The sequence below is a fragment of the Brevibacterium picturae genome (assembly GCF_900105045.1).
Taxonomy (GTDB): domain Bacteria; phylum Actinomycetota; class Actinomycetes; order Actinomycetales; family Brevibacteriaceae; genus Brevibacterium; species Brevibacterium picturae.
Map to the genome: position 1 here is coordinate 1,880,160 of NZ_LT629739.1, position 22,204 is coordinate 1,902,363.

Here is a 22,204-nt window from a genome sequence, read left to right on the forward strand (position 1 = left end):
GTCTTCCCTTAGATGCACATCAATATGAAGAGGTTTGGATGACTACCACCACAACAGACTCGACACCCGTGTTGAAGGAGATGTCTTTCCTTGACCGGTGGTTGCCGGTCTGGATTCTCTTGGCCATGGCCGTTGGCCTGCTTTTGGGGAACTTCGTCCCGGGCCTCAATACTGCGCTTGAAGCGGTGAAAATCGGCGAGGTGTCACTGCCGATTGCTATCGGCCTGTTGGTCATGATGTATCCCGTGCTGGCAAAAGTCCGCTACGACGAGACTCAGCGAGTAACTGGTGATCGGAAACTACTCGTCTTGTCACTGGTATTGAACTGGGTTGCCGGTCCGGCGTTCATGTTCGCCCTGGCTTGGATCTTCTTGGCTGATCTGCCTGAGTTTCGCACTGGCCTGATCATTGTCGGCCTTGCCCGGTGTATTGCCATGGTCTTCATCTGGAACGATCTCGCGTGCGGTGATCGCGAGGCCGCCGCGGTACTCGTGGCCATCAATTCCGTGTTCCAGGTCGTCGCCTTTGGGGCGCTCGGTTGGTTCTACCTTCAAGTCCTGCCCTCATGGTTGGGATTGCCGACAACATCGGCAGATTTCTCGGTCTGGGCCATCGTCCTCTCCGTCCTCGTCTTCCTCGGAATCCCTCTCCTGGCAGGGTTCCTCACCCGGACATTCGGCGAGAAGGCTAAAGGTCGGCAATGGTATGAAGAGAAGTTCTTGCCCAAGATCGGGCCCTGGGCCCTCTATGGTCTGCTGTTCACCATCGTTTTGCTGTTCTCCTTCCAAGGAGAGGCGATCATTTCTCAGCCCATCGACGTCGTTCGCATCGCGGTGCCCTTGCTGTTGTACTTCGTCCTCATGTTCAGCGTCAGCCTGTTGGTGTCTCGGGCTGCGGGGCTGAACTATGCGAAATCGACGACTGTGGCTTTCACTGCCTCGGGCAATAACTTCGAACTGGCCATCGCCGTGGCCATCGGCACCTTCGGCGTCACCTCTGGCCAAGCCTTGGCCGGAGTCGTCGGTCCACTCATCGAAGTCCCCGTCCTCGTCGGACTCGTCTACGTCGCCCTGTGGGCCGGACGGAAACTCTTTCCCAATGACCCCACTGTCCCAACTCATGCCAATGGAGCTCGACCATGACTGAATCATCGACAAGCACCACACCCAGTGTTCTCTTCGTCTGCGTCAAAAACGGTGGCAAATCGCAGATGGCTGCGGCCTTGATGCGACACCACGCAGGACAAACCATCGAGGTGCATTCGGCTGGAACCACACCCGGAACCAGCCTCAATGCTCTCTCCGCCGAGGCGATTGCGGAGGTGGGCGCAGACATGACTCACGACTCTCCCAAACCCATTGATCCAGACCTGCTGGCGCACGTCGATCGTGTCATCGTCCTCGGAACCGACGCTCATGTCGAGCCAGTCGCGGGCATGAGAGCACCGATCGAAACGTGGAAGACCGACGAGCCCTCCGAACGAGGAATCGACGGTATCGAGCGCATGCGACTTGTCCGCGACGATATCGACGACCACATCCGCACCCTGATGACCGAGCTACTCAAAAATTCTTGATTGGAATCGCTGATGACTGAAACCACCCCCACCGTCCTCTTCGTCTGCGTCCACAACGCAGGCCGCTCGCAAATGGCAGCCGGATACCTCGAAGCGTTGTCTCACGGACAAATCGAGGTGCTCTCGGCAGGTTCAGAACCGGCCGAGAGCATTAACCCCATCGCGGTTCAAGCCATGGCCGAAGACGGTATTGATATCACCGGTTCCGCCCCGAAGATCCTCACTACCGACGCGGTGAAGGAATCCGACGTCGTCATCACCATGGGCTGTGGTGACGCCTGCCCCATCTTCCCCGGAAAACGCTACGAAGACTGGCAGCTCGACGATCCTGCAGGCCAGGGAATCGACGCAGTTCGTCCTATCCGCGACGACATCAAGAGCCGAATTCAGCAACTCATCTCCGAGCTGTCGCCGGCGGCGACCCCATCGAACTAAGGCCCAACCCATGACATACACCCCCAGCACTGATGCCGGTACAACCGATGACCTCATCATCATCGGGTCCGGACCAGCCGGATACACCGCAGCCATCTACGCCGCCCGCGCGGGACTGAACCCGCGGGTCATCGCCGGGTCGGTCACCCACGGTGGAGCCTTGATGACAACGACCGATGTCGAGAACTTCCCCGGCTTCCCCTCCGGCGTCCAAGGCCCGGACCTGATGATGGACCTCAGCGAACAGGCTCGCAGGTTCGGTGCCCGCATCGAATACGACGATGCCTCGGCAGTCGACCTCACAGGAGACATCAAGACAGTCACCACCCTGACGGGTGCGGCCTACAACAGCCCAGCCGTCATCGTCGCGACCGGATCCGCGTACAAAGAACTGGGACTTCCAGAAGAGAAGAGACTCACCGGCCACGGCTTGTCTTGGTGCGCGACCTGCGACGGATTCTTCTTCCGCGACCAACACCTCATCGTCGTCGGCGGCGGAGACTCAGCGATGGAAGAAGCGCTGTTCCTGACACGATTCGCCCGAACAGTCACAATTGTCGTCCGACGCGAGACCTTGCGGGCCTCAAAGATCATGGCCGAGAGAGCACAGGCGAATGAGAAGATTCGCTTCGTCTACAACAGTCACATCACCAGCCTCGACGGAGGCGAGAAAGTCACTGGCGTGACCGTAACCGACTCGGTCACCGGAGCCACCAGCCAGATAGAAGCCACTGGTGTCTTCGTCGCCATCGGCCACCTGCCTCGCACCGACCTGGTCAGGGGCCAGCTCGACCTCGATGCTGAGGGCTATATCCTCGTCGATGCACCCACGACTATGACGAACCTTCCCGGCGTATTCGCATGCGGAGATGCCGTTGACCACCGCTACCGCCAAGCCATCACCGCGGCCGGCACCGGATGCGCGGCAGCACTCGATGCCGAACGCTTCCTGGCCACCTACACCCCAGCAACACCCGTCCTTGAGGAGATATCCCATGCATGAGACCACCACCCAGGAACTGCCGGTTGTCATCATCGGAGCAGGACCCGTTGGTCTAGCCGCCGCCGCCCACATCCGTGAACGCGGACTCGCCCCTCTGGTTCTCGAAGCCGGCGACACCATCGGCGCCGCTATCCGGCAATGGGGTCACACCCGCTTGTTCTCTCCCTGGCGGTACAACATCGATTCCGCCGCCGAAAGGCTACTCGCCACCACAGGCTGGCAATCACCCGATCCCGACGCCCTACCAACCGGCCACGAACTCATCGAGGACTATCTCACCCCACTGGCCACGGCCCTCGGCGATACGGTCAAGACCGGTTCGCGGGTCGTAGCCGTGTCGAGAGAAGGAATCGATAAAACCCGCAGCGCCGACCGGGACGCCACCCCGTTCCTCGTCCGAGTCACCGACTCCGACGGTAGCAGCGAAGACCTTCTCGCCCACAGCGTCATCGATGCATCGGGCACCTGGGAACAGCCGAACCCGCTGGGGCGCTCCGGCCTTCCAGCACCTGGTGAGGTCGAGGCCGTGGCCCGTGACCTCATCGTCACCCCTTTGCCGGCTGTGGTCGGTATCGATAGAGACCGGTTCGCCGGCCGCCACGTCCTCGTCGTCGGTGCCGGACATTCCGCAGCGAACACCCTGCTCGAGCTGGCCGACTTGGCACGAGAAGAACCCACGACACGTATCAGCTGGGCTGTGCGCTCTGCCGATGTCTCCCACGTCTACGGCGGAGAAGACAATGACGATCTCGCTGCTCGCGGAGCACTCGGATCGCGTCTGCGATCACTCGTCGAATCCGGCGGAATCAATGTCCATACGTCGTTCGTCATCACCGGCTTCGACAGTTCCGACAACCACCTGAATATTTCGGCCACAGGCAGGGACGGGGATAGTCAACTTGACGTTGACGTGCTCGTGCCGGCCACCGGATTCCGCCCGGATCTGTCTATCCTCAGCGAGTTGCGACTCGACCTCGATCCCGCCGTTGAGGCACCCAGTCAGCTGGGGCCGCTCATCGATCCGGAGTTCCACTCCTGCGGCAGTGTCGCACCCCATGGCGAGCGACAGCTGGCCCACCCCGACGCAGGCTTCTACATTGTCGGAATGAAGAGCTACGGGCGAGCACCCACGTTCCTCATGGCCACCGGCTATGAACAGGTCCGCTCCATCGCCGCTGCTCTTGCCGGTGACCGCGCTGCGGCCGACGATGTCCACCTCAACCTTCCCGAAACAGGGGTGTGCACCACCGACCTGGGAGGATCCTGCGATGCACCAGCCATGCCGCAACCAGTGGCCATCGGCGCCGCACCCACTTCCTCGTGCTGCTGACCACACGAATTCCACCACCGAGAGAGGCTGATATGTCTGAGACCCCCCAGCTTATCGAGAAGCAGATCACCGTGTCGAACCCCGTCGACGGCTCCCCGCTGACGATCAATCTCAGCGTCGAAGTACAGATGCCTGACTGCAACTGCACGCCACGCGTGACGTCGCCGGGCAATCCTCCCGGCTGGCAACCTCGCAGCCACCGACGGTAACTCCCGTACACCCATTGGCAACCGTTTGCCCGGTGTCGTTACCTCCTCGACGACGCCAGGCAGACAACCAAAAGCATCATGGCATTTCACGAAACGATCAGTACGTCATGGCACTGATCCCACCGTCGGCCCAGAACCTCGCGCCTTGAAAAATCCACTTTGCACCCTTGAAAGGACCCGGACATGCCTATCGGTGCCCCGCTGCTTGATACCCACGTCCTCCAGCATGCCGTCGATGATCTCGCCCGCAAATATGACGGAATATTCTCCGCCGAGACCATAGAGCGATGTGTCTATGAGTCCTATACAGCCTTGTCGCGAACGGCGACGGTGCGCGAGTACCTTGTCATCCTGGCCGAACGCTTTGCTGCCAGTCGCCTACGTGCACTGGCGCTAGCGGACGGAAGGATCGAGAAACTCGTTCCTCAAGTCCTCTTCGTTTGCGTCCACAATGTTGGCCGGTCACAAATCGCCAGTGCCCTTTTGGCCCACTATGGCGGCACCGAAGTCGAGGTGCGTTCTGCCGGATCATTGCCCGGTGCTGAGGTTCACCCACTTGTCGTTACCGAACTCCATAGGCGAGGAATCGACCTCGGCGGGGCATTCCCGAAACCACTGACCGACGACGTCGTCCGTGCTGCCGACTATGTGATCACTATGGGATGTGGCGATGCGTGCCCTCTCTATCCGGGCAAGCACTACCATGACTGGGAGCTCTCTGACCCATCTGAAGAAGACAGCGATGCCGTTCGCGAGATCGTCGACGCCATCGATGTCCATGTTCGTGCACTCTGGACCGAAATTCAGAACTAGTGCATGTCCCCAACCGATATGCTTCTTTAGCTGAGATGCGGTGGAGAGTGGCAACGCTCATTGGCCGCCGGGCAATGCTGAGCCGTTCAATGAAGGCTTGAAGTATTCGCCGCTTCTCTCGCCCGTCCACCTCACCCTGGCTCAGCCAAGATGGCGTGAGTGCCGGAGGCCTGGCGGTGTCGGTACAAGGTCGCTCTCGACCAGCCCACCAAGCGTGCTGCATCTTCAGCGGTTCGACCTTTCGCTCGGGCATCCTCGGCAATCGCGAGCATCTCAGCGATCTCGTCCGGGTCGAGCGGCGGCCGCCCGAACTTGGCGCCGTTGAGCTTGGCTGCGACGATGCCTGCGTTGACACGTTCGGTGATGAGCTCACGTTCATACTCAGCCAGAGTGGCGAGCATTCCTAGCATCATCCGACCCGATGACGTCTCGGGATCAATATTGTCTGAGATAGAACTGATCTTCACTCCCCGGTCGCGGAGATGGTTCACGGTTGCCAGAACGTCGAGGAGTGAGCGGCCGAGGCGATCGATGCGCCACACGACGACGGTGTCACCATGTTCGGCATAATCGAATAACCGTTTCATTCCCGGTCGTTGTTTCGCCGTCTTACTGCCGGAAGTCACATCAGAGAACACGTCCCGTTTCTGGACTCCGGCACCAACGAGTGCATCGAGCTGGAGCTGCGCATCCTGACCGGCGGTACTGCCTCTCGTGTATCCCAGAAGCCTCATACTTCAAAAATGACTCACAAATACCGAAAAGTCACCTCGGTAAGACATTATCCGTCGAGACGGGTTATCGAAACATGCCTTGCCCCTTGAGCTCGGACCGCAAAGTTTACCACGGCCAAACCGATCGGCAGTCTTAGTAAACTATAGATTTCCGAGACACCCTGAGCTGGGGTGTGTCACTCAGACCGTGGTGCTGGACTTTAAGTAAGTCGTGTGCGGAGGATGCTGAGGAACTCGTCGGCGCGCTCTATCTGCCGGGCGAGTTTGTTTCGCTTGGTGGTGGCATCGTCGATTAGCGCGAGCAGTTGCAGCCGTGCTTGGCTTCGCTGGTCCTCGGCTGCGTCGCTGTCGACAGTCTCGAGGAGAGTGAGCATTTCACCCATTTCGGTGGTCGAGTAATTCAAGGCCTTCATTTGCCGGACTGTCATCAGGCGCTGCAAGTCGTCGTCGGTATAGACCCGAAATCCGCCCTCGGTTCTAACGGTCGGCGGAAGCAGGCCCATGTCTTCGTAGCGTCGCAGGGTTTGTGAGGATAGCCCTGACTTCTCTGCCATCTCACCGATGTGCACGTTAGTCCCCGTCTCTGTGCTCGCAATTTGCATCAACCCTACCGTAACGTCATTGTTGGTAGTGTATTTGGCCATGCAGAAGGTGCTCTGCGCGTTGCCCCTCGCTTCTTTAGAGACCCATGTGGCTACAACCGCGACTCCCGCCGGCGAGAGGACTTCATGCCCGGAAACACCCCGCCCCCGCGAGCACTATGGATCGACGCCCTGCGAGGGGTCGCCATCCTCCTCGTCATGGTCTGGCATGCCCTAGTCATCGGCGACGATCAGCGCGTGCAACACGGACCGATCTGGGAGACTTCCGTCGCCTTGCAAGGCCTACGCATGCCGACACTCTTCTTCCTCTCTGGCCTGCTCCTTCCCCGCGCCCTGGAAAAGCCGGTCGGGCCGTACATCTGGGGCAAGTGGACGAATCTCGTCTGGCCATATCTCGTCTGGCAGCTCATCGCTCTCGTGCAGGCCCCCGACCTTAGCCTGCTCAGACTCACTGACTGGGGACCGCACAACTATCTGTGGTTCATGTTCTACCTCATGGTGTACTTCGCCGTCGCCCTGGTACTGCGATGGATGCCGCCGATAGCGATGCTCGCTGTTGCCCTGACGGCATTCATCGTCCTCGGAATCGTCGCCGAGGAGGGCAGTCAACCAATGCGACTGGGCATCTACGCCGTATGGTTCTTCGCCGGCGCCGCCTGCGGCCGAGCCTTTGCCGAGGAGAAGCCGGGATTTTCGTGGGACCGCGCCATTGTCCTCTTCTGCTTCCTGGCAGCGGGATGGGTCAACCGGAACGTCGCCGGCTTGTCCACGAACCCGGAGGCCAATCCGTTCGTCTTCGTCTATGTCTCCGTCCCGACGGTCGGTGCGGCCGTGGCCGCTGCGCTTATGTTCGCCGGCCACCGGGTCTTCCTGCCGCTGCAGTGGGTCGGCCGCCACGGCGTAATCTTCTACACGGCGCACTTCGCCGTCCAGGTCCCCATCATCATAGGCTTGGTGGATACGAACTTCAGTGGGCCCTATGCAGCGGTGCTCGGCTTCCTGGCATCGGTTGTGGTTTGTTCACTGCTCGCCGCCCTGCGCAGTGTCACGATCGTCGACGCTCTCTTCAGCTTTCCGGCGCGGTTACTGCCACAAGCCGTGCGCCGAGGCGGTCGGTCCGTCGCCACTCAGACGTCACCAACTGCGTCTCAGGGCGGGCGTGGGTCGTAACTCCTGAGTCCACAGATAGTGACTTCCACGGTCGAGACTCCGAGCTCCCGGGGTGCGCAAGACGCTCGGGCGCCACTACGACAGCTGTCAGATCGGACTATTTCCTGAGGTCCGCTTCTTCAGCAGTAGCCTGTCCAGCACTTTCACGCTCAGCAAGCTTGCCAATCACGTCAGCCCGCATGCGAGCTTGCTAACGTTCGGCTTCTGACATCGTTAAATGCCCCGTCGACGAAATTCTTCCGAGCTTCTCGCCGTCCCTGCCTTTCCTTTCAGTATCACATATAGGTGCATCAATGATGCATTGAATGCAATACTATTGTTGTGAGTTCTGGACATGGCGGCGCGACCGCTCTGCGGCTGCTTGGGAACGTGCGCCCGCTGGATGAGAAGCCGTTTGTCTACGATGCGATGCTGGCGGGCTGGAGCGATCAGCAGTCCAGTCGAGGGCTTGCGGCTTCAACGATTTACAGCAGAGTGCTCGTGATCCGCCGATTCGAGGCATTCACAGGGCGCTATCCGTGGGAGTGGTCAGTTGGTGATGTCGAGGACTATACGACGAATGCGAAGTCGGGAACGCGCCCTGCGGCGCGGTCGACCATCCGTGCGTTCCAGGCAATCATTCGTCTCTTCTGCGACTACTTGTGTGACGGACGTTACGAGTGGGCGTCCGAGTGCGAGCGTCGCTTCGGTCAGGCGCCTCAGCAGATCTGCTACGAGTGGAATACCGCCGCGCACATCGTCGACTATGAAGGGCGTGCGCAACGCCGAGCGCTCACCTACGACGAGCTCGAGCAGTTCTTCGTCGCCGCGGACGCCCGGGTCGAGACCATCCTCAGACAGGGGCGGAAGGGTGCGCTTGCTGCACTGCGGGACGCTCAGATTTTCAAGACCATCTACGCCTACGGGCTACGTCGTGCCGAGGTCGCCGGGCTCGATGTCGCGGACCTGCGCCCCAATGGCGCAACTCCTCGGTTCGGCCGATTCGGTGCCGTTGAGGTTCGTTGGGGCAAGGGCTCGCGTGGCTCAGGGCCGCGCCGACGATCGGTCCTGACCATCCCGGAGCTAGGCTGGGTGACCGAAGGGCTCGCGCAATGGGTCGATCACGCACGGCCCCGATTCACCGACGAACCAGGCATGCTCTGGCCCACGGAGCGCAGAAGCCGAGTCAGTGTCCGCTACATCAACTCGAGGTTCGCGGACCTCCGCGACCAGCTGGGTCTTCCACCGGAGCTTAGCGTGCATGCGCTTCGCCATACCTACGTCACCAACCTGATCGAGTGGGGGTACTCGGAGAAGTTCGTCCAAGATCAAGTAGGCCACGCCTACGCGTCCACCACCGCGATCTACACCTCGCTCGGCGATGACTACAAGACCCGCATGGTGACCCGAGCACTGGCCCGAATCTACGGAGGAAATGATGCCGACAACCGCTGATCACAGCCCAATCGCCTGGCAGCTGCGGCAGGTGATGGCCGCCGCTGGGATGTTCCAGACCACCGACCTCATTGAACCGCTTCGCGAGCAGGGCGTGCAGCTGTCTCGCGAGCAGATCTACCGTCTCGTTTCGAAGACGCCGGAGCGCCTCAACATCGAAGTCCTCGCCGCGCTGTGCCGCATTCTCGACTGCACGCCCAACGACCTCATCGAGGTCGCACCGGTTGCTACGGCTCGTGTGCCTCGTGCCGTCGGTGAGCCGCGCAGCTCTGGGCCTTCCATTGGCACGCTGCGGCCAATCCCTGCGAAGCTCCGCCGCCCCCCAGAGTGAGCGAAATGCCAGCATGAGTCTTGGATCGAAGCGTAGATGCGACTCGTGTGGCCGTGACGTCAAGGCCAGGTACGAGATCCTCGAACAGCGCATCTGCAACGCCTGCTACTCCCGCTTGTGCCGGAACGCAGCACCTTGCCCGCTGTGCGCCCAGATGAAGGTTCTGGCTTTCCGCTCAGGTGACGGCCAGATCGTGTGTGCCGCGTGCGCGGGTGTTCCGTCGCGTTTCGGATGCGACCGATGCGGGAGCGAGGAACACCTGACCGGATCGCACTGCGGGCGCTGCCGCCTCGAGGACCGGCTCGACGATGTCCTCGCTGACGCCAACGGTTGTGTGCATCCGCTACTCGTGCCATTGCGCAATCACCTCCTCAGCGCCAGGGACCCACGTACGGCAGTCCGGTGGCTCCGCCACGAACCGATTGATCGCACGCTTCGAGCCATGGCGAGGGGCGCGAAATCCATTAGCCACGACACCCTCAACGAGCTAGGGCAGTCGACTCGTATCCGATACTTCCGTCGAACGCTGATCGCTGCCGGTTCCCTGCCTGAGATCGACGTCCGACTCAACGATCTGGAGCTCCGAAGTAGGGCGCTCATCGAAGCTCTCCCGGCTGAGCACGGCGTCATCATCACCCGGTTCTTTAACTGGGAGACACTGCGGAAGCTGCGCCGCAGGCCGCTCGATAGCCCCATCAGCGTGGGAGTGGCCAACGCCCGAACCACCGAGCTTCGCAAGATTGCCGCCTTCCTTGCTTGGCTCGGTGAGAACAACTTGAAACTCCCCACGCTCAACCAGGTGGCCGTCGATCGTTACCTCGCTCACCACGACCCGAACCTGATCATCGGAAGATTTCTTGCCTGGGTGGTCCGACACCGGATTACCCAACACCTTGACGTGCCTCGTGCCCAGTCGACAGCATCGCCGGCGACCATCGCCGAGGACGCCATCTGGGAGAAGGTCGATGTTCTCCTCCAGGATGACTCAACACCGATGTCGAGTCGGATCATCGGGCTGTTCCTTCTTGTGTTCGCCCAGCCGATCAGGGACTCCGTGCGTCTGAGACGCGACGATGTCCAGTCAACAGGCGTAAACGTCAAGGTTCAGTTCGGCAGCACCCCGGTCGTGTTACCTCCGCCGGTCGCCGAACTCCTTGTGCGCTTCCTCGACGACACGTGCGACCGCCCGCCTTATGCCGGAGCGCCGCCCGGCTGGCTATTCGAGGGCGTTATGCCGCAACAGCACCTAAGCGATGCCAGCGTCAGGTTCAATTTGGCCAAGCACGGGCTTCACGCTCGAGAGATCAAACGCGCCCGACTCGATCACCTCGTGCAGGTGCTGCCAGCGAGCATCGTCGCGGATATCACCGGAGTGACTGTCAACACTGCGCTACGTCACTCATCGAACACGCGAGCCGACTGGGGAATATACCCGGAGTTGAGAACCCGGGAGTGCAAGGAACTCGACCTAAGCGAATAATGCCGACTACCGGCAATATCCTTGCTCTGACTCGACTTGTCTCCGCCGCAAAGCAGAAGTATCAACTCGTCGCCATTTTGCATGAAGTAGACCCTGTGCCTGGCCCCGCGTTGCCATGAGCGAGCCGATCAAGTCGGAGCAGAATTCTTGACCGTCCGCTCTTGTCTTTCAGACCATTGAGCCACCGTTCGAATACCTGCGTCCGCCGAACCATGACCATATGTCGATTATATCTGACAACTAGGTGCGGAGCTAGAGGGCGGCAGCCCCCAGTGCTGCCGGTGGCAACCAATTCGTCGATGCCGGAAAAGATTGAATGCGGCAGTCTCCTAGCCCGCGTACACTTCGTCGCCCCCGACATAGGTCGCGCGCACGTCGATGTCCGCAATTCCGTGCGGGTCGATGGTCAGTGGGTTGTCTCCGAGGACGGTGAAGTCGGCGAGGTATCCCGGGGCCAGTCTGCCCTTGTAGGACTCCTCCCCTGAGGCCTCGGCGGATCCGAGCGTGAAGATCGACAGCGCCTCGGCTGCCGTGACCTTCTGCGAGGCTCCGACAGTCACCCCATCGTCGACTCCGGTTCTCGTCACCAGCGACTGCAGCCCGAACAGCGGCTGGTACGGCCCGCACGGATAGTCCGAGGATCCTGCCACCGTGACCCCCGTGTCGAGGAACGCCCGGTGGGCGAACATCCTCTCCATCCGCTCCTCCCCGTACCAGGAGTTCAGAGCCCCGCCGTGGTAGCCGGGGTATCCGGCGAAGGGGACCGCGATGACGCCGAGGCGGGTCATCCGCTCGAGGATGTCGTCGTCGATGAGGCTGCAGTGTTCGATCCGGTGCCGCAGGCCCGGGCGCGGGATCCGGGCAGCAACGTCTTCGAAGGCGTCGAGGACGAGCCTGATCGCGGCGTCGCCGTTGGCGTGGACGCCGATCCGGTTGCCGTCGGCGTGGACGCGTTCGACGTTGGCCCGCAGCTCCTCGGTCGAGGACGTCTGCACACCTTGATAGTTCGGGTCGGTGAAGGGTTCGGAGAGCAGGCAGGTCCGCCCGCCGATCGCCCCGTCGAGGAAGGCTTTGACGCCGATGAGTTTGAGCCTGTCGTCGCCGAAGCCGCTGCCGACTCCGAGTTCGGCGGCCTTGTCATAGTGGTCGATGGACAGGAGCATGCCGATGCGCAGGCTGAGCGCATCGTCGGCGCGCACGGCGGAGAGGATCCCGATGTCCTGGGGGCTGATGAGCGCGTCGCAGATCGAGGTCAGGCCCGCGGCGTTCCATTTCGCGATCGTCCGTGCGGCACCGAGCTGCAGGTCCTCGACCGTGTCGCCGGGAATGAACCGGTCGCCGCGAGCGGTGGCCGGCATCAGCACGTTCATCAGCGCCCGCTCGATGAGCTTCCCGTTGAGCCGCCCATCGGAATAGCGGTCATAGCGCCCGCCGCCCGGGTCGGGTGAGGACTCCTCGATGCCGAGGAATCGCAGGCCGGCGGAATTCACCACTCCCCAGTGCCCAGCAACGTGATTGACGAGAACCGGGGTGTCTGGCGCGATCCGGTCGAGTTCGTCGCGGAGGACGATCCCGGTCTTCTCATCGTCGTAGCGGCTGCCCTTGACCCATACCCCCGCCGAGGTTGCCCCCACCTCGGCGGCGATCGTGTCCAAGAGGGTGGGAACGTCTCCCACCGCTTCATGGGACAGGTCGAGATGGAGTGCATCACCGGCGGTCATGGCCAGGTGGATGTGGGCGTCGTTGAGACCGGGGATGATGGTCGAATCACTGAAGTCGAGCACCTCTGCGCCGGGGAATCTGTCGCGCAGTTCAGTCAGCGTTCCGGTCGCGCTGATGGTCTCACCGGTGATCGCGAACGCCTCAGGTTCGGGCGACGGCACGGAGTCCCCGGCGCCTGCCCGCGTGTCCTCCTGGGCAACGATCGAGTTTGCGCGCACGATCGTCGGTGTTCTCTCCTCCATTGGATGCTCCGTCTCTGCAGCTGGGTTCGTTGCCGCTATGGTGTCACGTCACGACGCTCAGCGCCGCACTTCCCTGGCCCCTGAGACGCGCAAACGAGCACTTCGGCCCGTAGGTTCCCACCTCGATCAACGCCAAGCTCGAATATGTCGTCGCCGGCGACGGCATATTCGGACTAACCGTTGGCCCCAGCGAAGTTCTCGCCCACTTGCTCACCCGCGCCGACACTCACGTCCTGGCGATCGACGTGCAGGTCCGTGCTGCCCCGCGCCCGCCCCACAACCACAGCGGGCCGGCGTCCTCAGTCGTCGAGCAGAGCCGCCGCGTACATGGGGCGGGCGGCGTCGGCGCTCGGCGGGTGGAACAGTCCGGCGGTCGCATCCCGGTAGAGGCGCGAAAGTTCGTGGCTGTTGTCGAAGCTTCCGCCGCCCGCACACATGAGTGCGGTCTCGGCCGCGTGACGGGCCGCATCGGAGGCCTTGATCCGCGCTCCCACCAAGCGCAGCGGCCAGCCGGCACCATGGTCGATCAGGGCGTCGAAGTCCCTGGTGTAAGCATCGAGCATGGCAGGAACTGCGAGGTAGTCGAGGTGCGCGTCGGCGAGACGTGCGCGAGTCTCGGGCACCTCGGCGAAGGTGACTCCGGCCTTCGCAGACTTGCGCTTCTTCAGCCCAGCGGCACCGAGTTCGAGTGCGCGGGCGGCCACACCCGCGTAGACGGAGGCGATGAGCAGCTGGAAGTTGCTGGTGATCGCGAAGGTCAGCGGGTCGGGGTGCTTGCCTGCCGGGATGATTCGCGAGACCCGTTCGGGGCGCATGGGCACCTGGTCGAGAATCGTCGCCCGCGACTGGGAGGCCCGCATGCCCATGACGTCCCAGTGGTCGGAGACCGTGATGCCCTCGGCGCCGCGTTCGATGAAGCCGTAGACCAATTCTCCTTCGGCGGGTTCGTCCGCATCGGGGCCGGCGATGCCCTCGTCGTCGTGGGTGATCGCTCCGTGGACGATGAGCTGCGTCCACACCGGTGAGAGCGAGGTGAAGATCTTCACGCCGGTGAGCAGGTAGCCGCCGTCGGCGGTCGGTTCGGCTTCCGTGTTCGACCCCTGCATCACCCAATCGTTGGAGGGTTCGGAGATGCCGAAGGCGAAGATCTCCCCGGCCATCACCTCCTCGAACACCCAGTTCAGGGAGGCGTCGCCGCGGTCGTTGAGAGCCTTGACGACGCCGGTGCACATGAGGTGCATATTGATCGCCAGGGCCGTAGCCGGGGCAGCCGAGGCCAATCGCTGTTGGAGGCGCGAGACCTCGTGCAGGCTCAGCCCGGGACCCCCGTAGGCGTCCGGCACGAACAGGGTGAGGTATCCCAGGGACTTCAGGTCCTCGAGGTCTTCGTCGAAGAAGCGGTTCTCGCGGTCGTAGACGCCGGCGCGTTCGCGGAAGCGTTCGAGCACCTCGGCGGGGAGGTATTTCTCAACCAGTTCGCCGAGGTGGGTCTCACGGTCGGTCATCATGTCTCCTTGCTTGCGGGGTCGGGTTGCCCAGTGGGTCGGGGTCGGCCGGTCGCAGTGTCACGCCGGTGTGTGGGGCCTGCGCAGAATGATCGCGCCGTTGTGCCCGCCGAAGCCGAACGAGGTCGACAGCACCGTGTCCACCGGCCCGTCGTCGGACCCGCTTTCACGACCACCGGTATGACCAACAGCACGGGCCTGATCAGCGACGATATCCCACCCCTCGAATTCCAGATCGCCGAGGTTGAGCGTCGGCGGCAGCCTCTGCTCCGCCATCGTGCGGATGGCGACGATCGCTTCGACCACACCCGAGGCACCGAGGAGGTGGCCGGTGGACGACTTCGTGGCGCTGATCGGAATCGAGCGCGCGGTCGCGCCGAGGGCGGTGTCGAAGGCGCTGAGCTCTGCCGCGTCACCGGCGGGTGTGCCGGTGGCGTGGGCGTTGATGTGATCGATGTCGGCGGCCTCGAGCCCGGCATCGGCCAGGGCTACACTCACCGCCGAGGCGGCACCTCGACCATCTGGGTGCGGGTTCGTCGGGTGGTAGGCATCGCTGGCGGCACCGAAACCTGCGAGCTCGGCGAGGATTGTGGCTCCGCGAGCAGCGGCCCCGGTCTCGGACTCGAGGAGAATGGCGCCCGCGCCTTGGCTCATGACGAACCCGGTCCGCGCACTGTCGAAGGGGCGGCTGGCCGAGGCCGGATCGTCCTCGAAGCCGGCGGCGAGTGCCCGCATGTTCGCATTCGAGGCCAGGTTGACCGGGTTGAGGCAGTCCTCCATACCGACGACGAGCACGGCATCGGCGTAGCCGTGGCGGATGCGCCGCATTCCTTCGCCGAGGCCGATGGCCCCGCTGGCGCAGGTGGCCGAAACACCCTGTCCGGGTCCGCGGAAATCGTAGCGCTGGCTCAGCAGTGCCGCGGCCGAGTCGGGGGCACCGTGGATCGCCAGTGTCAGGGGAACCGAGCGGGGGCCTCCATCGAGCAGTGAGCGCGTGGCGTTCTGCATGGCGTCGACGGGCCCGGACCCGGTGGCGGCGATGACGGCGACTCGGGTTCGGTCCCAGGGGAGACCGTCGGCCTCGTCGGAATCCGCCGCAGCATTCGGCAGCGCCGCAGCGTTCCGGGGCGCCGGCGCGTTCGAGTGTGCCACCCCCGCCTGTGCCAGTGCCTGGTCGGCGGCGGCGATCGCCCAATGCTGGACCGGGCTGAGCCGACGGGCGAGCGCTCGGGGCAGGATCGCCTCGGCGTCGAAGTCCTTCACCTGGCCGCCGATGCGCACGGCCAGATCCCCAAACCGTTCGCCCTCGAGCCGGCTGATCCCGCTGCGGCCGCCGACCACGGAACCCCAGAGGGAGTCGACGTCATTGCCGCTGGGGGTGATCGCGCCCAGACCGGTGATGACGACGCGGCGGCCCTCGTTGTCCTGTGCGCCCCGACGTGCGTCCTGTGCGCCCCGACGCGCGGGTCTCGATGCGCTCACAGTCGCTGTCCCTGTCCGTCCATGATGAGGTCAACGGTTTCGGCGCGCCGAATCTTCCCGCCGACGGTCCTGGGCAGATGCTCCAGCCGATAGATGCGACGTGGAACGAACTGGGGTGCCAGGCGGGCGCGTGCGTGGTCGATGAGTGCGGTCTTGCTGGCACCCGTTTGTGACGGACTGAAGCCGGCCTCCGCCGCCGGCGCATCTCCTTCGACGACGAGTGCGATGATGCTGCCCAACGCAGGGTCGTCGAGGGCGATTGCGCATACCTCGCCGAGGTGGCCATAGGTCTCGAACGCCCGCTCGACTTCCGGCAGTGACACCTTGTGACCACCGGTGATCGCGATGTCCCCGGCCCGGCCGGCGAGCTGCAGCATACCGTTGTCGATGCGCCCCTGGTCATCGACCGTGGCCCAGCCGTCCGCGCCGCGCAGCACCGCCTCAGTGGTGCCGGTGACGTAGCCATAGGAGCAGGCCGCGGCATGGATCCACAGTGTGCCGAGTTCACCCTCGGGGACCTCTGTGCCCGACTCACGCTGCGCGGACTCTCGCTGTCCGGGCTCACGCCTCCCGGAGCCCGGGCTGGGGAGGTCGCTTCGGATCTGGGCGCCGATGCTCGGATAGATGGTGATCCAGGTGCCGTCTCCCTCGCGGCTGTCACCGATGAATCCGATCTCCGCGGCACCGTAGTAGCTGATCAGCCGGGTATCCGGAAGGATCTCGCCGAGGCGGTCGCGGATGCTCGCCGGCAGGTTGGCCCCACCGGTGACGACGAGATCGAGCCCGGTGAAACGTTCGGGGTCACGGCGAGCCGCCTCGGCGAGGGCGCGGACGACGGCGGGGACGGCGACGACGCGGGTGATGACCTCCGCTGCGATGCGTCTGCCCATCGCGATCGGATCGAACTCATCGGCGACGTGCACACTGCCGCCGGTCGCGAGGCTCTCGATGACGGCGTAGAGAGTCAGGCTGTAGGACACCGGGCCGGGTGCCAGCGTCGCGACTCCGGGCAGCGGTTCGAGGTGGGCGGCGGAGACGGCGACGTTGTCCCGATACTGCCGGCGCGTCTTGATGAACGCCTTCGGGCTGCTCGTCGTCCCCGATGAGAAGAGCATGAGGAAGGGTTCGGACTCATCGCGGACGGTGGGCGCGCGGGCAGAATCTGCACACGCGGGGTGCGCAGACGAATCCGATCTGATGGCGGCCTCGCGGGCGCGGAAGTCGGCGAGGCTGATGACTGTGCCGGTCCAGGCGGAGGCGGCGAGCGCCTCGGTGAGGGCGGGCGAGTCACTGATGACGACACCGATCCCGGTGGTGCGGATGACGCCGAGCTGGTGGGTCAGAGGCCAGCGCGGGTCGATGGTCGCGGACACCGCGCGGAATCCGGCGAGCCCGGCGATGATGCGGGAGGTGTGAAACGCCGAGGTGGTGCTGATAGCGGTGATGGGGATGCCGTCGGTCTCCGGCGCGGAGGTCGGCGGCTCGGTCTGTGCGCGATGGAGTTCGTCGACGGCGGCGAACATCCGGCGGGAGTCCTCGACGAGTTCGGAGTATGTCAGAGAATCGTCGGCACCGACGAGGGCGAGCTGCTCGGGGTCTCTCCCGGCGACGTCGAGGATCATCGAGGTGATCGGCACGTATGAACCTCCTGATGTTCGTGGCAGACCGCGTCGGAGCCAGCGGGTCGGTGCAACCGGTGCCGGGGCAATCCGCATCAGCACAGTCCGTGTCGGTGTGCCCCGGCCGCCCCTCCCACAGTACAACGTGGTCGAATCGCTCTCAGCGGACCGTCGTGTCCAAATACTTTGCTGTATTCGAATACTATAAAGTATTCTGAATTCATGACCACATCCCGCCATCACCGCCTGACGCGCAGAGAGAGTCAGCAGGCCACCCGCCGACGCCTCATCGAATCGGCGGCACAGTTGTTCGCAGAGCACGGCGTCCGCGGCACCTCCCTCATCGCGGTCGCCGAAAACGCCGGATTCAGCCGCGGAGCAATCCACGGCAACTTCGCCGACAAGGACGAGCTCGCCTCCGCGGTCATGAAGTTCGTGATCGACGACCTCGGGCCCAAGCTCACTCGGGCGCTGGCGTCGCGGGCGTCGGCCAATGAACGGCTCGCCACCTATATATCCACGCACATCGACTACTGCCGGCGCGAACCGACTCGGGCCGCGGCCATCATCGCGGCCGTGGGCTACCTCGGAAGGAAGGCCGACCACACGCAGCACCACGATCGGCGCTCGGCGTCCTATGGTCAGCGCTCGGCCGATTCTGTCGCGGACCTCGTGGCACTCTTCGAGGAGGGCCAAAGCAGAGGAGAGATGCGCATCTTCGACGCGACCACGATGGCCCTGTCGCTGCGCTCGGTCCTCGACACGGCAGTGCCCGCCCACACCAGCATCGATGCAGGTGAGATCATCGCCCTGTTCGACCACGCCACGCGCAGCACCGACAACGCAGATCCAGAGGGAACACATTCATGATTCGCAACTTCCGCACCACAGTCCGCGGCAGATTCACCGACCTCGACGACACCCAGCGCGCGTCCCTGCATGCTGCGCAGGAAGACCACGATATGTTCGCCGCGCACTTCACGCCGGAGGGAACGTTCCTCTACACACCCGAACTGGTGAACTATCAGCACCGATTTCTGCTCACCATCGACGAAGCGAGCCCCGATGACGCCGAGGTGGCCGCCGGCATCCATGCCGAGGAGCTCTCCGATGCCGACCTCGCCGCGCGTGGCCTCGGCGGCAGAATCGTCGATGTCTCCTCGGTGTGCATCGAGGACGTCAAAGTGCGTTCGGGGGCACGCCGATGAACTCTGAGCATGCGGAGCACGAGACCTCGGACGCAGCACCCGATCTCGAGGCCGCACTGGTCCTGGCCTGGGCGAAGAGCTCACTGGACACCGCGATCGGCACCGTGCTCTCCCGCGTGGGGCTTTTCCTGGATGACCTTCGCCGGCTGCGCATCATCGGCGCGCAGCTGCAGGGGCTGACCCGGGAGGACATCGCCGAGGCGATGGGCGAGTCCCGGTCGCATGCAGTGCGTTCCAGCCTGCCTCTGGTCAAGCTCGGCTGGCTCTCGCGTACGGAGTCCGGCGAGTTCGCCCTCACCGACAGCGGCCGAGCACTCGTCGATCAGGCCGAAGGTCTCGCCGAGAAGGCGGCACACCGCTGGTTCACCGACACCGGGCTCAATCCGACAGAGGTGATCTCGACCGTGGGATCCAGCCGCTCCCCTCACTCCCGGCCGACATAAGGCGGACCGTCGATACCTGAGTCCCCCCGCGTTGGACCTGGATGCAGATGAACGAGGCGGCGATCATGGCGACACCGGCCCCTGCCATCAGGACACCGGTGTCCACCTCGTGCAGGGCAGCCAAGACCGTCACTCCCAGAGCTCCGCCGAGGTTGCGCGCCGTGCTTCCCGCACCCGAGGCGAATCCCGGCCTCTGCGGCAGGGCATGCATCGCCGCTGCCACAATCGCAGGGGTCAGGATCCCGACCCCGATCGCCCATACGACGAGCGCGGACCACAGACCCCACAGTCCCGGCCCAGAGATCGTCAGACCCATCAGACCGAGCCCCACGCCGGCCACAATGAGCCCCAGTGCACTTGTCTTCCAGACGCCGAGGCGGTTGCTGACCTTCCCCGACAGTGCCCCGAAGATCGGCATCGGAAGCAGCGCGGGCAGAGTCGCCAGCCCCGCCTGGAATGGGCTCAGCCCTCGATCGCCTTGGAAGAACTGAGTCAGCAGGAACAGGGACCCGAGAATACAGAAGTTCATCAGTCCCGCGACGATGCAGGCCGTCACCAGCCTCATCCGCGATGTACCCGAAGAGGCAGCGGGGCTCGGGGACGAGGCTGACTCAGAAGGCTCGACGCGCCCAGGTCCCAATCCACCAGGTCCCAGTCTCGCTGCCCTCGCCCGTGAAGAGTCCACAATGATCGGGATGAACGCCGCAAGGATAATCGGCAGATTCAGCCAGAACACGGCCCTCCAGCTGCCCAGATCGACGAGCAGTCCACCCAGCAGCGGCCCGAAGGGAAGGGCGATCCCGCCCAACGCAGCCCACAGCCCGACGAGCTTGTTTCGCTCACGTTCATCCGCCGCCGATTCCGAGAGCATGGCGAGGGTTCCCGTCATCGTTGCGGCGGCACCCACCCCTTGAACAGCCCGTGAGACGACGAGGACCTCGATCGTCGGCGACAGCGAGCAGGCCAGCGAGCCGACGAAGAAGCAGAGGAAGCCGAACATGACGATCCGACGCTGGCCCCACCGGTCACCCGCCGCCCCGAAGACCAGCAGCAGCGCGGCCAGAACGAAGGTGTAGGCATTGACGACCCCGGCCATCCCCGCCTGCCCCGCACGGAGATCAGCATTGATCTGCGGCAGCGCAATGTTGACGACTGTCACATCGAGGAGGACGAGGAAGTACCCGGCGCACAGGCCGAGCATGAGCGTTCTGGGCATCCGTCTCGCCTCATTCGTGGGTTCACTCATCGGTCAAGGACGCCACAGACGCTACCGAGCGCCTCCGCCGAGTGTCGAGATCCCGACGAACCTCACCCAACGTGCCCGCAAGCACAGGTCCCAGCATCGAAAAACGGGCTGAGTGCCGAGGCACGCCCGTGCGCAGGCGCGTCTCGGCACTCAACCCGTTTATCGGCGAGAGGTGTGCTCGTGGGCCTCAGTCAGCGACGTAGTACATGCGCTTGTTGACGAACTCGTCCATGCCGTAGGGGCCGAGCTCGCGGCCGAAGCCCGAACGCTTGGTGCCGCCGAATGGAATCTCCGCACCTTCGCCACCCGGGGTGTTGACGTTCGACATGCCCACCTCTAGACGCTGTGCGAGCTTCGCGGCACGCTCCTCGTCCTTGGCGAACACTGCGCCGCCGAGTCCGAAGCGAGTGTCGTTGGCCAGCTTGAGCGCATCGTCATCGCTGCTCACCTTGTACACGGTGGCTACCGGGCCGAAGAGCTCCTCGCGGTAGGCATCCATGTCAGAGGTGACCCCGGTCAGCACGGCCGGCGAGACATAGGCGGAACCGTCGGTGGCGAGTTCGCCGCCGACGAGAGTTGCGCCCTGCTCGACCGCACGGTCGAGCTGCTTGCGCAGATTCTCTGCGGCTCCACGTGAGGACAGTGGCGAATACTTGCCGTCGCCCGCCTCGGCGGGAGTGCCCTTCGTCCAAGCCTGTGCACGCGAGGTCAGTCCGGAGACGAACTCGTCGTAGATGTCGTCCATGACGATCATGCGCTTGTTCGCGTTGCAGACCTGGCCGGTGTTGTACAGGCGGGTGCCCCATGCGGTGTCGACGGCCTCGTCCATGTTGTCGGTGTCGAGGACGATGTAGGGGTCGGAACCGCCGAGCTCGAGCACGGCCTTCTTGAGGTTCTTGCCGGCGGTGGCGGCCACGGCCGAACCGGCGCGCTCGGACCCGGTCAGTGACACGCCTTCGACGCGATCATCGGCGATGACGGTCTCGATCTGCTCATGCGTGGCGTAGACGTTGTTGTACACGCCCTCGGGAACGCCTGCTTCCTTCATGAGCTCGGCGATCTTCGCCGCGGAGCGGGGGCAGATCTCGGCATGCTTGAGGATGATCGTGTTGCCGAGGACGAGGTTGGGCGCTGCGAAGCGCGCGACCTGGTAGTACGGGAAGTTCCATGGCATGATGCCCAGCAGCGGGCCGACGGGGCGGCGCTGGATGAATGCCTTGCCGCCCGACATCGACTTGATGGGCTCGTCGGCGGCGAACTCCGGGCCGTTGTCCGCGTAGTAGTTGAAGATCTCCTCGCAGAACTCGGCCTCTTCGGTGCCTTCGGCGACGGGCTTGCCCATCTCCTCGGCGATGATCTTCGCGAGCTCGTCCTTGTGCTCACCGAACAGGGCTGCGACCTTGTTGACGATCTTTCCGCGTTCCTCGATCGTCTTCTCGCGCCAGCTCAGGAAGCCCTTGTGAGCTGCATCGAGGACCTCTTCGATCTCTGCGTCGGTGGCGGTGTCGAACTTCTCGAGGACTTCGCCTGTGGCCGGATTCTCGACACGGTAGCCGCCTGCAGCACTGCCTACATTGCTCATTCCAGACTCCTTTGACTAGTGGCACCCTGATGGTGCCG

Annotated in this window: 22 protein-coding genes; 14 read left to right on the forward strand and 8 right to left on the reverse strand. The window is 63.6% G+C overall.

Annotated features, from left to right (window positions below; translation table 11 throughout):
* The first annotated feature begins 38 nt into the window (after window positions 1-38).
* From arsB to BLT92_RS08830, 7 genes are all read left to right on the forward strand, one after another.
* Window positions 39-1,142 (forward strand): ACR3 family arsenite efflux transporter, encoded by a 1,104-nt coding sequence (arsB, locus tag BLT92_RS08805; protein WP_092104936.1) that lies wholly within the window; start codon window positions 39-41, stop codon window positions 1,140-1,142.
* Entirely contained in the window at window positions 1,139-1,576 is a 438-nt protein-coding gene (locus tag BLT92_RS08810; protein WP_092103615.1) for an arsenate-mycothiol transferase ArsC, read from the forward strand. Before arsB ends, BLT92_RS08810 begins: the two co-directional genes overlap by 4 nt.
* A gap of 12 nt (window positions 1,577-1,588) precedes the next feature.
* The gene (locus BLT92_RS08815) at window positions 1,589-2,011 is read left to right on the forward strand and encodes an arsenate reductase ArsC (protein WP_092108793.1); all 423 of its coding nucleotides are present in this window, start codon (window positions 1,589-1,591) and stop codon (window positions 2,009-2,011) included.
* A 10-nt stretch (window positions 2,012-2,021) separates the two neighbouring features.
* Complete coding sequence (trxB, locus tag BLT92_RS08820; RefSeq protein ID WP_092103617.1) at window positions 2,022-3,014, forward strand: thioredoxin-disulfide reductase; 993 nt, start codon at window positions 2,022-2,024, stop codon at window positions 3,012-3,014.
* Window positions 3,007-4,344: an NAD(P)-binding domain-containing protein gene (locus BLT92_RS08825; RefSeq protein ID WP_092104938.1), complete on the forward strand. Its 1,338-nt coding sequence runs from the start codon at window positions 3,007-3,009 to the stop codon at window positions 4,342-4,344. The genes trxB and BLT92_RS08825 overlap by 8 nt, the downstream gene beginning before the upstream one ends.
* A gap of 32 nt (window positions 4,345-4,376) precedes the next feature.
* Complete coding sequence (locus BLT92_RS20410) at window positions 4,377-4,553, forward strand: hypothetical protein (protein ID WP_157691397.1); 177 nt, start codon at window positions 4,377-4,379, stop codon at window positions 4,551-4,553.
* Window positions 4,554-4,736: 183 nt separating this feature from the next.
* Window positions 4,737-5,366, forward strand: a complete 630-nt coding sequence (locus BLT92_RS08830; RefSeq protein ID WP_092104940.1) for an arsenate reductase/protein-tyrosine-phosphatase family protein — start codon at window positions 4,737-4,739, stop codon at window positions 5,364-5,366.
* A 131-nt stretch (window positions 5,367-5,497) separates the two neighbouring features.
* Here the strand turns inward: BLT92_RS08830 and BLT92_RS08835 are convergent, their stop codons facing one another.
* On the reverse strand, window positions 5,498-6,100 hold the full coding sequence (locus tag BLT92_RS08835) for a recombinase family protein (RefSeq protein ID WP_092104942.1): 603 nt from the start codon (window positions 6,098-6,100) through the stop codon (window positions 5,498-5,500).
* Between the two features lie 200 nt (window positions 6,101-6,300).
* Window positions 6,301-6,744 carry a MerR family transcriptional regulator gene (locus tag BLT92_RS08840; protein ID WP_231939106.1) on the reverse strand — a complete coding sequence of 148 codons (444 nt, stop codon included), beginning with the start codon at window positions 6,742-6,744 and terminating at the stop codon, window positions 6,301-6,303.
* An 84-nt stretch (window positions 6,745-6,828) separates the two neighbouring features.
* Here BLT92_RS08840 and BLT92_RS08845 point away from each other — a divergent pair, with 84 nt between their 5' ends.
* The 4 genes from BLT92_RS08845 (at window position 6,829) to BLT92_RS08860 (ending at window position 11,117) form a co-directional block, all read left to right on the forward strand.
* Entirely contained in the window at window positions 6,829-7,872 is a 1,044-nt protein-coding gene (locus tag BLT92_RS08845) for an acyltransferase family protein (RefSeq protein WP_092104945.1), read from the forward strand.
* A gap of 321 nt (window positions 7,873-8,193) precedes the next feature.
* Entirely contained in the window at window positions 8,194-9,306 is a 1,113-nt protein-coding gene (locus BLT92_RS08850) for a tyrosine-type recombinase/integrase (protein ID WP_231939107.1), read from the forward strand.
* Window positions 9,290-9,637, forward strand: a complete 348-nt coding sequence (locus tag BLT92_RS08855) for a helix-turn-helix domain-containing protein (protein WP_092104947.1) — start codon at window positions 9,290-9,292, stop codon at window positions 9,635-9,637. The genes BLT92_RS08850 and BLT92_RS08855 overlap by 17 nt, the downstream gene beginning before the upstream one ends.
* Before the next feature lie 13 nt (window positions 9,638-9,650).
* Window positions 9,651-11,117 carry a hypothetical protein gene (locus BLT92_RS08860; protein WP_172802578.1) on the forward strand — a complete coding sequence of 489 codons (1,467 nt, stop codon included), beginning with the start codon at window positions 9,651-9,653 and terminating at the stop codon, window positions 11,115-11,117.
* 329 nt (window positions 11,118-11,446) lie between these two features.
* On the opposite strand, the gene BLT92_RS08870 is transcribed toward BLT92_RS08860, so the two are convergent.
* The 4 genes from BLT92_RS08870 to BLT92_RS08885 form a co-directional block, all read right to left on the reverse strand.
* Entirely contained in the window at window positions 11,447-13,081 is a 1,635-nt protein-coding gene (locus BLT92_RS08870; protein ID WP_092104951.1) for an amidohydrolase, read from the reverse strand.
* Between the two features lie 299 nt (window positions 13,082-13,380).
* Entirely contained in the window at window positions 13,381-14,586 is a 1,206-nt protein-coding gene (locus BLT92_RS08875) for an acyl-CoA dehydrogenase family protein (RefSeq protein WP_092104954.1), read from the reverse strand.
* A gap of 60 nt (window positions 14,587-14,646) precedes the next feature.
* The gene (locus BLT92_RS08880; RefSeq protein WP_092104956.1) at window positions 14,647-16,068 is read right to left on the reverse strand and encodes a beta-ketoacyl-[acyl-carrier-protein] synthase family protein; all 1,422 of its coding nucleotides are present in this window, start codon (window positions 16,066-16,068) and stop codon (window positions 14,647-14,649) included.
* Entirely contained in the window at window positions 16,065-17,705 is a 1,641-nt protein-coding gene (locus BLT92_RS08885; RefSeq protein WP_092104958.1) for a class I adenylate-forming enzyme family protein, read from the reverse strand. Before BLT92_RS08885 ends, BLT92_RS08880 begins: the two co-directional genes overlap by 4 nt.
* A 204-nt stretch (window positions 17,706-17,909) precedes the next feature.
* Between BLT92_RS08885 and BLT92_RS08890 the strand changes: the two genes are divergently transcribed.
* The 3 genes from BLT92_RS08890 to BLT92_RS08900 are packed head-to-tail and all read left to right on the forward strand — an operon-like array spanning window position 17,910 to window position 19,338.
* Window positions 17,910-18,557, forward strand: a complete 648-nt coding sequence (locus BLT92_RS08890; protein ID WP_092104960.1) for a TetR/AcrR family transcriptional regulator — start codon at window positions 17,910-17,912, stop codon at window positions 18,555-18,557.
* Window positions 18,554-18,895, forward strand: coding sequence for a DUF6204 family protein (locus BLT92_RS08895; protein ID WP_092104962.1), 342 nt, complete (start codon window positions 18,554-18,556; stop codon window positions 18,893-18,895). The genes BLT92_RS08890 and BLT92_RS08895 overlap by 4 nt, the downstream gene beginning before the upstream one ends.
* A complete protein-coding gene (locus BLT92_RS08900) occupies window positions 18,892-19,338 on the forward strand; it encodes a helix-turn-helix domain-containing protein (protein ID WP_092104964.1) in 447 nt (148 codons plus the stop codon). The genes BLT92_RS08895 and BLT92_RS08900 overlap by 4 nt, the downstream gene beginning before the upstream one ends.
* Here the strand turns inward: BLT92_RS08900 and BLT92_RS08905 are convergent.
* Together BLT92_RS08905 and BLT92_RS08910 are read right to left on the reverse strand one after the other, a co-directional pair.
* Window positions 19,274-20,554, reverse strand: coding sequence for an MFS transporter (locus tag BLT92_RS08905; RefSeq protein ID WP_157691399.1), 1,281 nt, complete (start codon window positions 20,552-20,554; stop codon window positions 19,274-19,276). The two genes, BLT92_RS08900 and BLT92_RS08905, sit on opposite strands and share 65 nt — an antisense overlap.
* 217 nt (window positions 20,555-20,771) lie before the next feature.
* On the reverse strand, window positions 20,772-22,166 hold the full coding sequence (locus BLT92_RS08910) for an NAD-dependent succinate-semialdehyde dehydrogenase (protein ID WP_092104968.1): 1,395 nt from the start codon (window positions 22,164-22,166) through the stop codon (window positions 20,772-20,774).
* Between the last annotated feature and the right edge of the window lie 38 nt (window positions 22,167-22,204).

Excerpts from the sequence above, each read along its gene's own strand:
- BLT92_RS08905 (WP_157691399.1), bottom strand. The coding sequence starts at position 20,554 with ATGCCCAGAACGCTCATGCTCGGCCTGTGCGCCGGGTACTTCCTCGTC.
- BLT92_RS08840 (WP_231939106.1), bottom strand. The coding sequence starts at position 6,744 with ATGGCCAAATACACTACCAACAATGACGTTACGGTAGGGTTGATGCAA.
- BLT92_RS08870 (WP_092104951.1), bottom strand. The coding sequence starts at position 13,081 with ATGGAGGAGAGAACACCGACGATCGTGCGCGCAAACTCGATCGTTGCC.
- BLT92_RS08830 (WP_092104940.1), top strand. The coding sequence starts at position 4,737 with ATGCCTATCGGTGCCCCGCTGCTTGATACCCACGTCCTCCAGCATGCC.
- BLT92_RS08860 (WP_172802578.1), top strand. The coding sequence starts at position 9,651 with ATGAGTCTTGGATCGAAGCGTAGATGCGACTCGTGTGGCCGTGACGTC.
- BLT92_RS08825 (WP_092104938.1), top strand. The coding sequence starts at position 3,007 with ATGCATGAGACCACCACCCAGGAACTGCCGGTTGTCATCATCGGAGCA.
- BLT92_RS08875 (WP_092104954.1), bottom strand. The coding sequence starts at position 14,586 with ATGACCGACCGTGAGACCCACCTCGGCGAACTGGTTGAGAAATACCTC.
- BLT92_RS08835 (WP_092104942.1), bottom strand. The coding sequence starts at position 6,100 with ATGAGGCTTCTGGGATACACGAGAGGCAGTACCGCCGGTCAGGATGCG.
- BLT92_RS08815 (WP_092108793.1), top strand. The coding sequence starts at position 1,589 with ATGACTGAAACCACCCCCACCGTCCTCTTCGTCTGCGTCCACAACGCA.
- trxB (WP_092103617.1), top strand. The coding sequence starts at position 2,022 with ATGACATACACCCCCAGCACTGATGCCGGTACAACCGATGACCTCATC.
- BLT92_RS20410 (WP_157691397.1), top strand. The coding sequence starts at position 4,377 with ATGTCTGAGACCCCCCAGCTTATCGAGAAGCAGATCACCGTGTCGAAC.
- arsB (WP_092104936.1), top strand. The coding sequence starts at position 39 with ATGACTACCACCACAACAGACTCGACACCCGTGTTGAAGGAGATGTCT.
- BLT92_RS08900 (WP_092104964.1), top strand. The coding sequence starts at position 18,892 with ATGAACTCTGAGCATGCGGAGCACGAGACCTCGGACGCAGCACCCGAT.
- BLT92_RS08810 (WP_092103615.1), top strand. The coding sequence starts at position 1,139 with ATGACTGAATCATCGACAAGCACCACACCCAGTGTTCTCTTCGTCTGC.
- BLT92_RS08910 (WP_092104968.1), bottom strand. The coding sequence starts at position 22,166 with ATGAGCAATGTAGGCAGTGCTGCAGGCGGCTACCGTGTCGAGAATCCG.
- BLT92_RS08895 (WP_092104962.1), top strand. The coding sequence starts at position 18,554 with ATGATTCGCAACTTCCGCACCACAGTCCGCGGCAGATTCACCGACCTC.
- BLT92_RS08890 (WP_092104960.1), top strand. The coding sequence starts at position 17,910 with ATGACCACATCCCGCCATCACCGCCTGACGCGCAGAGAGAGTCAGCAG.
- BLT92_RS08845 (WP_092104945.1), top strand. The coding sequence starts at position 6,829 with ATGCCCGGAAACACCCCGCCCCCGCGAGCACTATGGATCGACGCCCTG.
- BLT92_RS08855 (WP_092104947.1), top strand. The coding sequence starts at position 9,290 with ATGCCGACAACCGCTGATCACAGCCCAATCGCCTGGCAGCTGCGGCAG.